10 protein-coding genes and 1 pseudogene are annotated in these 13,019 nt (G+C 63.2%); 10 read left to right on the top strand and 1 reads right to left on the bottom strand.

From position 1 onward, the window contains the following. Positions 1 to 13 precede the first annotated feature (13 nt). The gene (locus N2K98_RS02930) at positions 14 to 1,801 is read right to left on the bottom strand and encodes a long-chain-fatty-acid--CoA ligase (protein ID WP_255865939.1); all 1,788 of its coding nucleotides are present in this window, start codon (positions 1,799 to 1,801) and stop codon (positions 14 to 16) included. A gap of 333 nt (positions 1,802 to 2,134) precedes the next feature. Here N2K98_RS02930 and N2K98_RS02925 point away from each other — a divergent pair, with 333 nt between their 5' ends. From N2K98_RS02925 to N2K98_RS02885, 10 genes and pseudogenes are all read left to right on the top strand, one after another. Further along, positions 2,135 to 3,265 carry a VIT1/CCC1 transporter family protein gene (locus N2K98_RS02925; protein ID WP_255798269.1) on the top strand — a complete coding sequence of 377 codons (1,131 nt, stop codon included), beginning with the start codon at positions 2,135 to 2,137 and terminating at the stop codon, positions 3,263 to 3,265. Positions 3,266 to 3,316: 51 nt separating this feature from the next. Next, positions 3,317 to 3,721, top strand: a pseudogene (locus tag N2K98_RS17255) (DUF6507 family protein); the annotation flags it as partial. Positions 3,722 to 4,312: 591 nt separating this feature from the next. Then, positions 4,313 to 4,633 (top strand): hypothetical protein, encoded by a 321-nt coding sequence (locus N2K98_RS02920; RefSeq protein ID WP_255866146.1) that lies wholly within the window; start codon positions 4,313 to 4,315, stop codon positions 4,631 to 4,633. Then, complete coding sequence (locus N2K98_RS02915) at positions 4,630 to 6,492, top strand: alpha/beta hydrolase (RefSeq protein ID WP_255865938.1); 1,863 nt, start codon at positions 4,630 to 4,632, stop codon at positions 6,490 to 6,492. Before N2K98_RS02920 ends, N2K98_RS02915 begins: the two co-directional genes overlap by 4 nt. After that, positions 6,489 to 7,073 (top strand): hypothetical protein, encoded by a 585-nt coding sequence (locus N2K98_RS02910; RefSeq protein ID WP_255865937.1) that lies wholly within the window; start codon positions 6,489 to 6,491, stop codon positions 7,071 to 7,073. Before N2K98_RS02915 ends, N2K98_RS02910 begins: the two co-directional genes overlap by 4 nt. A 495-nt stretch (positions 7,074 to 7,568) precedes the next feature. Continuing rightward, entirely contained in the window at positions 7,569 to 8,912 is a 1,344-nt protein-coding gene (locus N2K98_RS02905; RefSeq protein WP_255865936.1) for a DUF6507 family protein, read from the top strand. Beyond that, positions 8,909 to 9,466 (top strand): hypothetical protein, encoded by a 558-nt coding sequence (locus tag N2K98_RS02900; protein WP_255798264.1) that lies wholly within the window; start codon positions 8,909 to 8,911, stop codon positions 9,464 to 9,466. Before N2K98_RS02905 ends, N2K98_RS02900 begins: the two co-directional genes overlap by 4 nt. Next, positions 9,463 to 10,143 (top strand): hypothetical protein, encoded by a 681-nt coding sequence (locus N2K98_RS02895; protein WP_255865935.1) that lies wholly within the window; start codon positions 9,463 to 9,465, stop codon positions 10,141 to 10,143. Before N2K98_RS02900 ends, N2K98_RS02895 begins: the two co-directional genes overlap by 4 nt. Beyond that, positions 10,140 to 10,697, top strand: coding sequence for a hypothetical protein (locus tag N2K98_RS02890; RefSeq protein WP_255865934.1), 558 nt, complete (start codon positions 10,140 to 10,142; stop codon positions 10,695 to 10,697). Before N2K98_RS02895 ends, N2K98_RS02890 begins: the two co-directional genes overlap by 4 nt. A gap of 344 nt (positions 10,698 to 11,041) precedes the next feature. Further along, positions 11,042 to 12,949, top strand: a complete 1,908-nt coding sequence (locus N2K98_RS02885; RefSeq protein ID WP_255865933.1) for a BCCT family transporter — start codon at positions 11,042 to 11,044, stop codon at positions 12,947 to 12,949. Positions 12,950 to 13,019: the final 70 nt, after the last annotated feature.

Below are 13,019 nucleotides of genomic sequence, written 5' to 3'. Positions count from 1 at the left end.
TGCTTCTTCCTGGTCACGGCTTGCTCTGGGAATCAGTAGGGGAATTCGTTTCTGCGGTGCCGTCGGCCTGCACGGTACCGGCGCTGCCGTTCTGCAGGCTGTCGCGGACATGCCGTCGCAGGACCTTGCCGATCAGGGACTTCGGCAACTCCTGGATCTCCACGATCCGGCGGGGCACCTTATAGGCTGCCAGCTCCTTGCGCACGAATGCCCGCAGTTCCTCGGCGTTGAAACGGGAACCGGCCTTGGGTACCACCGCTGCCACCACGTCCTCGCCGCCGCCGGAACGGAGCAGGCCGACGACGGCGACGTCGTCGACGGATTCGTGACGCTTCAGGGCGTTTTCCACTTCCGAGGGGGACACATTGAAGCCGCCGGTAATGATCAGCTCCTTGATCCGGTCCACGATGGTAACAAAGTGGTCCTCGTCCACGGTGACAATGTCTCCGGTACGGAACCAGCCGCCGTCGAGCAGTACCGCCTCGGTTTCCCGGGGCTTGTTCCAGTAGCCGGCAAAGACCTGCGGGCCCTTGATCAGCAGTTCGCCCCGGTGGCCCTGGGGCACATCGACGGAGGGGTGCTCGGGATCCACCACCCGGATGTCTGTCAGCGGGAAGGGCACGCCCACCGTTCCCGGTTTCCGCGACTTGGCGAACGGGTTGCCCAGCGCGATGGGAGATGTTTCAGTCAGGCCGTAGCCCTCGATCAGGAGTCCCCCGGTGGCCTCTTCCCAGATTTCGACCGTTCGGGGCGGGAGGTTCATGGCACCGGAAATGGCGGACCGGACGCCCCGAAGGGAAATGTTTTGTTCCTTGGCTCCCGCGGCCAGGCGCTCGTAAATGGGCGGTACGGCCGGGAGGAAGGTGGCCGGGGTCTTTTTCATGGCCTTGAGCGTCATGTCGACGTCGAACTTGGGGAACAGCACCACCCGGGCACCCAGGCTCATGGCGGTGGTAAGGCACAGGGTCAGTCCATAGGCATGGAACATGGGCAGCACGGCGTAGAAGGTTTCATTGCCGGGCTTCAGCCCGGGAACCCACGCCCGCCCCTGTGCCGCATTGGCCACGAGGTTGGCATGCGTCAGCATGGCGCCCTTGGGATCGGCAGTGGTTCCGCTGGTGTACTGGATGGCTGCCAGATCCGTCGCCTCTGGACGCGGATGGCGTTTGCGCAGCGGCCGGTTGTCCAGCAGTTCCTGCCACCGCACCACGCGCCGCGGCCCGCGGGGCGGACGCTTGGAAGGGGAAAGGGCTGCCCGTGCCTCGCGCAGGGCGGGAACGGGGAGCTTCAGCGCCAGCCGGTTGACCAGCGGCATGGCCGGGATCAGGTCCACCGAAACAATGCTGCGCACCGGAATATCTGCCGGCAGCTTCTGGACGTTCTCCACAACCTTGTCCCAGACCACGGCCACGGTGGCGCCGTGGTCCTCGAACTGGTGCCGCAGCTCCCGGTCGGTATAGAGCGGGTTGTGTTCCACCACCACGGCCCCCAGACGGAGGACGGCGTAGAACGCCACCACGTGCTGCGGCGAGTTGGGCAGCACAAGTGCCACCCGGTCCCCCTTACGCACGCCGAGCTTCATCAAGCCCGTCGCCGCACGACGGATCTGGTCACCCAGTTCCTCGTAGGAAGTGGTGGCACCGAAAAACTGCAGGGCGGTCTTGGAACGGTATTTGCGGACCGAGCTCTCCACCACGTCAACGAGGGACTCATCCGGGAGGCTGAAGCCTTCCAGGACTCCCTCGCTGTAGTGGCGGGTCCAAGGGCGGGCAGGATCCGTAAGAGGGAAGTTTTTGCTCACAATCTGACTCTAGCGCCTGCCCGTCACGGACAAGAAGTCAGGGTGCTTAGGGCCCGAAACCGGGCTCGGGCGTATCGCGCATCTCCGACCGGTTCAGCCACCGGATTCGACTAGACTAGGACACGCGAAGGGGAGTAGCTCCGGTGCGGACTTGATGGGTCAGCCCAAATGGTTCAGTTTCCGCCGAGGCCTGTCGACATACTGGACGCCGCGGCGTCCCGGCAGTCCACCCGCCGGCATCCGGCCGCGGGCGAGCGAGACCTTCGGTCAGAAGAGTTGTCTTTTACTTTGAACTGACCGGATCCCCCGTTTCCGGTCCCTGTCAGGAGCACCGTGAATTCCCCTTCCTCGCCGGATCCCGCATTCAGCGATTCCAGCGTTCCTTCCAACGCCGACAAAAAACGATGGCGGCAGTATCTGGCCGATGAACAGGCCGAGGCAGCTACCTACCGGTATCTGGCTGAACGCCGGGACGGTGAGGAACGCGACATCCTCCTGGCACTGGCCGAGGCTGAGGGCCGCCACGAAGAACACTGGCGCACGCTGCTGGGCGACGACGCCGGGCGCAAGGCACGTGCTTCCTTCCGCAACCGCGTCCTCGGCCTGCTGGCCCGTCGTTTCGGCTCGGTGTTCGTGCTGGCCTTGGCGCAGCGCGCCGAGGGCCGCTCCCCCTATGCCCAGGATCCCAATGCCACCAGTGCGATGGCCGCCGATGAACAGATTCACGAGGAAGTGATCCGTGGGCTGGCCACCCGGGGACGGACCCGGCTGTCGGGGAACTTCCGTGCGGCGGTATTCGGCGCCAATGACGGGCTCGTCAGCAACCTTGCCCTCATCATGGGCATCGGCGCCACTGGAGTGTCCAGTACGTTCATCCTCATCAGCGGCCTGGCCGGCCTGCTTGCCGGAGCGTTGTCCATGGGGGCGGGAGAATATGTCTCGGTCCGGTCCCAGCGTGAACTGCTGGAGGCCTCCCGGCCCACGCAGATCACGCTGTCGGCCGCGAAGTCGCTGGATATTGACGCCAACGAGCTGGTGCTGGTGTACCGGGCACGCGGCATGACCAAGGAGGCGGCCGAACACCGTGCGGCGGAACGGATGGGCCTTTACAGCTGCGACTGCGATCCGAGTTTCTCGCTGAACCCCGAGGCGGACGCCGAAGACAAACGCGACGAGCACGAGTCCGTAGGGACGGGGCTGGGTGCTGCGGCCTCCAGCTTCTGCTTCTTCGCATCCGGTGCGGTGATTCCGGTACTCCCCTACCTGTTTGGCCTCACCGGGATGACCGCCGTCGTGCTCTCCTGCGTCTTGGTGGGCCTGGCACTGTTGATGACCGGCGCCGTCGTCGGCCTGCTCTCCGGTGCGTCGCCCCTCAAACGGGCACTGCGGCAGCTGGCAATCGGCCTTGGTGCAGCCGCCGCCACGTATCTGCTGGGCATGGTTTTCGGGACGACCGCCCTCTAGGACACGAAGCATGGGTAGTTCTCCCCATGTACGGATTCCTTCCGGCGGGTTATGTTCTTCCTGACATTCAGGGGGAACTGTCATAGTGCGGCTCTCCCGCCGCCTCGCGACTGCAGCATTCTTGCTGCAGTTCGGGGCCCGTACAAGGGGGAGAAAATGGGCGCCTATGACATAGACGCTGCAGCAGTAGGCAGGATAATCACGGACACCGAGTCCATCCTGTTGCAGAACGAGAGTCTTTACCTCGACCTTCAAGACCGGATCGACGGGGTTGAAACCGCACTCGGCAAGAGTGGGGCACTCGCCGGGTTTTCGACGTTCGCTACAGAGACGGTGATGCCGGGCGCGAAGACAGTAATCACCCGAAGCGATAACGCCGTCCTGGCAACCCGGCGGGCCCTGAACGCATATGTCCAGGGCGACGAGGAGATGGTGGCGAATGCCCAGCAAGCGGCAGCGAGCATCGCGCCGCTGGCCATCGGCGCAGGAGCCGCTGCAATCTCCCGCGGCAAGTGGGAGAAGAGCGCGGCTCCCGCCCCGACACCTGCCCCAGCTCCCGCGCCAGCACTAGCGCCAGCGCCGGCCCCGTCACCAGCCCCGTCACCAAGTGTGCGCCCGGTAGTTCCGGCCCCGGTTGCCCCCGCCCCGACTGCCCCCGTCCCGGCGCCGGCACCCGCGCCCGGCCCGGCAGCGGAGGCGCCGGCCGACTGCTGCGAACCCGGGTGTGACTGCTGCGGACCGAAATCCCCGGGAGATGAACACCCCACTCCTCCCGACTACATCGGCAACCCACCCCTCATTCCAGGACATCCCCTGCCCGGTCCCGTCCGAAATCTGCCGTGGTTTCCGGGTCCAGGAAACGTACTCCATCCATTGCCGGCGCCCCTCCCAGAGGCCAACCCGGGTGGACACATCGCCGAGCCTGCGCCCTATTACCCAAGCAACCCGGGTGGAAACGTACTCCATCCGCTGCCGGCGCCCCTCCCAGAGGCCAACCCGGGTGGACACATCGCCGAGCCTGCGCCCTATCCAGGCGACCCGGGCCGCGTGTGGCCGGGAATAGACCCCGGTTTCTGGGCCGACCCTTCGGGTCCGGACTCGGAGCGCCTTCCCGGCGAAATGCCGCAGGAGATCACGAAGATGCCCGAAATCATCGACATCAAGCCGACGCCGCTGCCCGAAGTCATCCCTTTCGAGCCGCTGCCGGATAGGGCGCCCGGTGACTTTGGCGGCGCCGGCGTTACACCCGAACCCCTCCCCGTGCCGCGGGAAATCAACGGCATTCCAGTAGCGATTCCCCTGGTTGACCAGGCACCGTCCGACGCGGAGCCCAATATGACGTCCCGCGGAAGGTGGGGTTTGACGTGAGCATCAATGTTGATCTGAGTGGTACTGACAACCTGCCCAACGAAGCGGCGCTGCTGGCTGCTGCCGGCAGGCTGGACAGACGCGCTGAACGTATGGCTGACACCTTGGACGACGCACAGGCCAAGTGGCAGACCGTAAATTCCTTCTACCGCGCCCCGGAAGCAAGCCTCGTGCACACGGCGATGGACAAACCACGCGACGACGGTGAGGAGATCCTGCTTGCGGTGCGCTCCTCAAAACAGGCTTTGGAAGTCTTCGCGGAAGAAATCCGCACCATCAGGGCAAAGCGCGCCGACCTCAAGACCAAAATCGCAACTGCCCAAGCGCAAGACAAGCGCGAAGCCGAGATCATCGATGGAATCGGAGAATTCGGCTTCCTCGGAGAGGCTGTCAGCAAAATCGGGTCCGTCATGGACTCCGCGGACGCTTTCATGGATCAGTTCATGCTCCAAAGGGAAGCGGACCAGCTGGCAGACGACCTGCAAAAGGCAGAGCAGGAGTGTAACCGGGCGCACAGGGCCTTGGTCCGCCCTACTGCTGATGTTCCGCCAATCAGCAAGGAAGCCCTGAACGAATGGGCTATCCAGGATGTTACCCAGGCCTACAACCGGGTGCAGAACTCCATCGGTGACCCGACTGTAGCCATGCAGCAGTATCTTGCGCTCTTGGCCGGGCTCAGGCCCGACCAAATGGATCAGTTCCTGGCCCGTAACCCAGAGGCGGCGCTCTCGCCGCCGGCTCTCGGATCGGATCCCCAGAAAAACAAGGAAGCCTGGGAGAAGCTCACGCCGGAGCAGCGCGCCGTCATTAGCCAGAAGGTGCCGTCCCTCGTAGGCAATCTGGAGGGCATTCCTTACTCAGACCGAATTGCTGCGAACAATGTGGCGCTGGACCTGGCACTGGCCCAGAAGCCGCTTCCGGATGCACAGCGGGATGTCCTGCTGGAAATAAAACATGCGGCTGACCCCGGCCGCGACGGTCGGACCGTCCGAGGACTTATTTCCTTTGATCCCACGCACCCGCCGCTGGCCGCCCTGGCTATCGGAAACATGGATACTGCGGACAACGTCACATGGAATGTCCCGGGGATGGGAACGACCGCCGGGTCCATGGACGATTGGGCCAAGGGTTCACAGAACATTTACGATGCCCAGGTGAAGCTCGGCGGCGGCGAGCCGGCAGTGGTTGCCTGGATCGGTTACCACACACCAGCCATGCCGCCCTCCACCGAAGTCTTGGGCAACGCACATGCCCTAAACGGGGGTGAGCGGCTCGCCTCATCGCTGAATGGCTTCAACGCTGCCAGCGACGGCCGTGATGCCTATGTTTCGGTTGCAGCGCACTCCTACGGCACAACGACCACTGCCTACGGCTTGACCGGGATTGATTTTGACGTGGACTCCGTGGCTTTTTATGGCTCCGCGGGCCTGGACGATACGGCTGTGGCGGACATGCGCATTAAAGATGGTCCCGGGGGACAGCCGGCGTTGTTTGCTACCCAAGCCACTCAAGACGACGTCGCATCGCTTGGTCGGTCCTCAGGTCGCACCAACCCGCTGGGGGACGGTTTCGGGTCACATGAATTCAGTTCGGAGGGGGACGCAGAGCGGGAGCTCAAGCAGACCCTGGGACACTCCGTCCTCGGGGAGGACGGTGACAAATGGAATCCCATGCACACCTACGATAAACATGGGTATCTGGACGTTGGAACACAGAGCCTGGATTCCATCGCCAAGATTACAACCGGAAACGGTGATGAGGTCCTACAGCGCGAGGAAGAATTAGCGGATACTTCGAAAGCCTTTGAAGAGAGACGGTCTGAGATGCCTTATTACCCGCACAGTTTTGGCAGACGATGAACCGGCTGACCCTGGCGGTTGGCTCGATCGCCCTTGCCCTAGCCCTAACGGTGGCCGGCTGCGCCACCCCGTTCGATTCAGAGGACACCATGAAAAGTGAAAACAGCCAAGCCGTGGATCAGTCCAGGCCTGCCTCGGAGCTGCTCGCCAGGATGCTGGAGCTAAGCGATGAAACCACCAAGGTCCACGGTGGACAGTGGACCTATTCCAATGATGCACGTTCCGCCTGGGACGGTACGAAAACGAGCGGGTATATCGCGGATACCTGTACGAGGCTGAAGCCCGGAAGCGGCGAGAAGCGCGCGTACCGCTACAGTTCGATGATCATGGGCCCCGCGGTGGAAGACCCGGAAGCCGCCATGGACAAGTATGTCTCCCATTTCGAACAGCAGGGATTCACCGAAACCAACCGCTACGATTCCCCAGTGCCCAAGTCCCTGGGACCGGGGTACTACATCATGGTTACCCTTCAGGACGACGAGGGAAGCACATTGGTTTACCAGGCGGGCACCCATCTCAGCAGCCTGAGCTACGAAGGGCCATGTTCCTATGACCCTGCAATGGAATTCCGGACCACCTAGAAGACGACCACATAACAATTCGAAGAGCCACCGCCCTCCTTGCCGTCCAAGCCAGCGGCTGAACTACTTCAACAGATGCTTGTGCTCAGCGACGAATCCACCCGCGTCCACGGCGGGCTACTACATCATGGTTACCCTTGAGGATCCCGAGGATAACGCGTTGATTTACCAGGCAGGCAACCACCTCAGCAGCCTGTCCTACGAGGGCCCGTGTTCCGAGGATCCCAACATGCGGGTGCCAAAAACCTAACGGTCTAGGGGGTCCCGGCGCCCATCACTTCGGTGCAGCCGCCGCCACGTATCTGCTGGGCATGGTTTTCGGGACGACTGCCCTCTGGGACACGCGTACATGGGTAGTTCTCCCCATGTACGGATTGCTTCCGGCGGGTTATGTTCTTCCTGACAATCAGGGGGAACTGTCATAGAGCGGATCTCCCGCCGCCTCGCAACTGCAGTCGTGAGCCTGCGGTTCGGGGCCCGTACAAGGGGGAGAAAATGGGCGCCTATGACATAGACGCTGCAACAGCGGGCGGGATCATCAGTGAGACCGAAGCACTACTGCAGCCAAACGAAACCGTGGCCGCAGAGGTGCAGAAGTTCGTCGGCACAATTGAGGCGGCGCTCGCAGACAGCCCGGCGCTGGCCTCGTTTTCGCACTACGCCAGGGAAATGCTCCTGCCGGATATCGACGCTTTGGCGACCAGATCGGCAAACGCCATCCTCGCCACTCGACGGGCCCTGAGCGAATATGCCGCCGGCGATTATGAGATGGTTGCCACCGCCCAGCAGGCGGCTGCGAGCCTCGGCATTTTGACACCCCCTCCGGGGGCGGGGCCGGGGGGCCCCGCGCCGTCTGCCGAGCCGTCGCCTGATTCGGCCCCTGCGGCTCACATACCGGCCCCGGCTACACCGCTGCATCCGATGCCCGCCCCGATCCCCGAGCTCGGCAACGCAGACCCTGACGCTGACAAAGTGCGCCCGGCCAAGAACCTGCTCCTCACCATCGACATCGGGCCAGAAAAAACGCCCGGCGAAAAGATGAGGTTCGCCAAGAATCTGCTCCTCCACGTCGAGTACATAAAGCCCCGCTACGAGCCCGGCGAACGGTTGCCATTCGCCAGGAGTCTCATCCTCTATATGGATAAATGGGGCAACAAGTGGGGACCGGGCTTTCCCGATCCACCCGTATACCGCACGCTGCCGGGGATTATCGAGCTCGATCCGCCGCAGGTAGGGATCCCGATCCCCGAGACCGGCAACCCCGAGCCCAAAGCCGGCGGCAACCCACCGCCCATGGCCGATAACTGGCTGCTTCGCATCCCGGAAGACGAGCTTCGGGACCTCAAGGACCGGCGCTTCCCCGACCCACCCGTATACCGCACGCTGCCGGGGATCGTCGAGCTCGATCCGCCGGAGGTAGGGATCCCGATCCCCGAGACCGGCAGCCCCGAGCCCAAAGCCGGCGGCAACCCACCGCCCATGGCCGATAACTGGCTGCTTCGCATCCCGGAAGACGAGCTTCGGGACCTCAAGGACCGGCGCTTTCCCGACCCACCCTTCGCCACACCGCTGCCCGACTTCCGCCCAGTGCCCGACGTCGGCTTCCCCGAAGACCCACCCGTATACCGCACGCTGCCTGGTGTGTTCGAACCACCACTGCCTGTGCTCCCCAACCCGGATTTGCCGGTTACGGTGCCTCCGATCAGCGGGGACACTCCCGGGCCTGCACCGGTCGTAAATGAAGAAATTCCAGTAGTCGAACTATTTTCGCGAGCCGACGAGGTACCCACCGAATCAGCTCCCAGCCCGGCTCCCCGGGGAAGGTGGGGTTTGACATGAGCATCACAGTGGACCTGAGCGGGACGGATAAACTGCCCGACACCAGCGAAATCCCCAGCGCCGCCCGTGATCTGGGGGCACGCATTGCCCAGATGACCAACGCTTATGGCAATGCCCAGATGAAGTGGTGGTCCCTTACGGATCACTATCGTGCGCCGGAGCAGACGCTCGTTTACACCGCCATGGATGAGCCTCGGAATGCCAGCGCGGAGATCGCCGATGGGGTTGGGTCGTCTGTTAGTGCCCTCGAAGCCTTCGCGGAAGCAGTTGAGGCAATCAAGCTAAAGAGGGCTGCACTCCAGGCAGACATTCTCCAGGCCCAACAGGCGGATGCCACGGAAGACGCCAAGCGCAGCGAGGACCGCACCCACCATGTCCTGGGCGATCTCTTTGACATGGGTGAGGACCTGGTGATTCAACTGCGTCTTCAGCAGCGGGCGGATGCGCTCACGGAGGAACTCCGTGTAGCTGAAGACGCCTGCATTCGGGCCCACTCAGCAATGTTCACAAGAAACACGCGGGATGTGGTTTCCGTGTACGGCGAGGATCAATGAAGCTTTCCCTGGCGGGTTTGCTGTTGCTCACAGTAGCCCTCCCGGGCTGCGCCGCGCCGCTCGGACGCCAACGGGATGGCACTATGGACGCTCAAACGAAAAACCAATCCCGGTCCGTCTCCCGAAGAGCTGCCTTCCTTGCCGCGACCCTGTGCCTCACCCTTACCGGCTGCATGATGCCTATGGGCGAAAAAGACCCCAGCGATTCGCACAGCTCGTCCAAGCCAGCCGCCGAACTGCTTCAGCGCATGATGGAACTGACTGAAGAGACTGTTCAGCTCCACGGCGGCCGGTGGGTCCATGGCGACCCCGAGGAGACCGTTTGGGATGCCAACGACCCCAGTGCGCTCCAAGGCATCCCGTGCTCTGGTCCTGGGAAAACGTACCGGTATGACAACATGATTTTTGGACCCGCAGTGGACGATCCGGCGGCCGCGGTGGACAAGTATGTTTCACACTTCGAACAGCAGGGCTTCGTGGAAACCAACCGGTACAACGCTGACGTGCCGACAGATATCGGCTCCGGCTACTACATCATGCTGACCCTCGCAGACAAAGAGGGAAACATCCTGTTTTACCAGGCGGGCAACCATCTCAGCACCGTCTCCGTCGAAGGTCCCTGCACGGATGATCCTGCGATGAAAGTCGCCCCAGCTAGGACGACGCCGACCACATGAGAACCCGAAGGGCCGCCGCCCTCTTTGCCGCGACCCTCTCCCTCGCCCTTACCGGCTGCATGATGCCTATGGCCGAAAAAGACCCCAGCGATTCGCAGAGCTCGTCCAAGCCAGCCGCCGAGGTGCTCCACCGCATGATGGAACTGACCGAGGAGAGCGTTCAGCTCCACGGCGGGCGGTGGACCTATGCCGACCCCGATGAGACGGTTTGGGACGTAAACGATCCCAGCGGGTTCCTTGGCATCACGTGCCCTGGCTCCAAGACGACGAGCCGATATGACAACTTTATTTTAGGCCCGGCGGCGGAGGACCCCTCGGCGGCGGTGGAAGAATATGTGGCGCATTTCGAGCAGCAGGGTTTCGTAGAAACCAACCGGTTCGACGCCGACGTTCCGTCAGACATCGGCTCCGGTTACTACACCACGCTGACCATGAAAGGGGACGACGGAGGCCTCCTGGTTTATCAGGCGGGCAACCATCTCAGCAGCCTCTCCGTGCAGAGCCCCTGCACGGATGATCCTGCGATGAAAATCCGCCCCAGCCGCGAACCGTAACAGCTTCACCTCAGCGTCCGTGACCCGACGCACAGTGCAGGGTGGCCTCAAGCACAGCTACCAGATACGGCGCCGGAGAACAGTGCGCAAGCGCCCGCGCGGCGTCCTCCCGGGACGCTGTCCAATTTGACTTGGCGCGCCGGAGGCCGCGAGTCTGGAACTAACACACTTGCGAATTATGTAAAGGGACGCAGAAGCTAGGCAGCGTTACTTTATCGATTCCGGTGGACGGTGAACCGCCCATCACACGCTCAAATAAAGAGTGGCTGCCATTCTGCCTGCCCGGGTCCTCCAAGGAGGGCTCGGGCCCTTTTGCGCTGACATGCTGACATAAGGAAGGCCCTATGGCTACCACAGAAGGTCCACCGCGCGACGCCGGGAGACACGCGGCTGACCCCGTCGCCCCGGTTCCCGCCACCACCCACTCCTCCGTTGCCACGGAGGATCCCTCCACTTCGTCGATGCCCATAGTGGAGCAGGAACACGAACTCGTCCAGCAGCTGATCGAGGGACAGCGCGAGCAGGAAGCGGCGCTCAGGCTCGGCGTATCTGCGAAGCTCGACAAGGTGATCTTCGCCATCACCGGTGCCCTTGCGCTGGCGTTCATTGCGTGGGGCTTCTTCGGGACAGACAGCCTGTCCTCCGTCTCCTCGACGGCATTGGACTGGGTCATCACCAACGCGGGCTGGTTCTTTGTGCTCCTTGCCTCGTTCCTCGTGGTTTACGTGATCTGGCTGGCTGTGGGGCGCTACGGCAAGATTCCGCTGGGCCAGGACGGCGAGGAACCGCAGTTCAAGACGATCTCCTGGATCTCCATGATGTTCGCCGCCGGCATGGGCATCGGCCTGATGTTCTACGGCGCGGCCGAGCCCCTGTTCTACTACATCTCCCCTCCCCCCGGCACCGTTGACGGCCAGACCCCTGAGGCCCTGCAGACCGCCATGGGTACATCGCTGTTCCACTGGGGCCTGCATCCGTGGGCTATGTACGCCGTTGTCGGCATTGCCATGGCCTACGGCACCTACCGTCTCGGCCGCCGTCAGCTGATTTCCTCGGCCTTCACCTCGCTCTTCGGCGTCAAGCGGGTGGAAGGCCCGCTGGGCAAGGTGCTGAACATCTTCGCCATCTTCGCGACCCTCTTCGGCACCGCCGCTTCGCTGGGCCTCGGCGCCCTGCAGATCGGCAGCGGCCTGCAGTCCGTTGGTTTCCTCGGGACCGCAGGAACCACGGTCCTTGTTGCGATCGTCGCGATCCTGACCGGCTGCTTCGTGGCGTCCGCCGTTTCGGGCATCTCCCGCGGCATCCAGTGGCTGTCCAACATCAACATGGTCCTCGCGCTGGTGCTGGCCGCCATCGTTTTTGTTGTTGGGCCGACCCTGTTTATCCTCAACGTCATTCCGGCAGCCATCGGTGACTACGCCACCAACCTGGCACAGATGGCCTCCCGCACGGAGGTGTCAGGCGACGAATCCATGCGCGCCTGGCTCTCCAGCTGGACCATCTTCTACTGGGCCTGGTGGCTGTCCTGGACACCGTTCGTCGGTATGTTCATTGCCCGCATCAGCCGCGGCCGCACCATCCGCCAGTTCGTCACCGGCGTGCTGGTGGTTCCTTTCGTTGTCAGCGTGGTCTGGTTCTCCATCTTCGGCGGCGCAGCGATCGGTACGCAGCAAGAAGCGGCAGCCAACGGCACACCCGGACTCACCACAATGGTCGACGGCGAACCCACCATTGATTTCGACGGCTCGCTGTTCGATCTGATTGCAGCCCTCCCCATGCCGAACCTCCTCGCCGCTGCGGTGGGCATCCTTGCCATGGTCCTGGTGGCCATCTTCTTCGTCACCGGAGCGGATTCGGCCTCCATCATCATGGCGTCGCTGAGTTCCAACGGGGCCGAGCACCCGTCCCGCGGCGTCGTTATCTTCTGGGGCGTCCTCACCGGCGCCGTGGCGGCGGTGATGCTGCTGGCAGGCGGCGATGACCCTGCCGAGGCACTGGACGGCCTGCAACGGATCACCATTGTGGCCGCGCTGCCCTTCGCCGTGGTAATGCTGCTGATGACCATCGCCCTCGCCAAGGACCTGGCCAAGGACCCGCTGTCACTGCGCCGCCGGCTTGCCGTTTCCGTGGTGGACCGGGCCATCCAGGCCGGCGTGGAGGAACACGGTTCCTCCTTCGATCTGCACACCACAGAGCACGACGACGGCCCGGACGCCACGGCGGCCAACGCCACGGCGCCTGAACATAAGTAGCCGGAATTCCGGAGGCCTTGAATAAAAGGCCGTAATCGATACAGGAAGGTCCCTGCACAGAACGTGCGGG

It is taken from the genome of Arthrobacter jinronghuae (assembly GCF_025244825.1).
Classification (GTDB): Bacteria; Actinomycetota; Actinomycetes; order Actinomycetales; family Micrococcaceae; genus Arthrobacter_B; species Arthrobacter_B jinronghuae.
The sequence above is the reverse complement of the archived record's forward strand: the minus strand, read 5'-3'. Positions and strand labels throughout refer to the sequence as shown.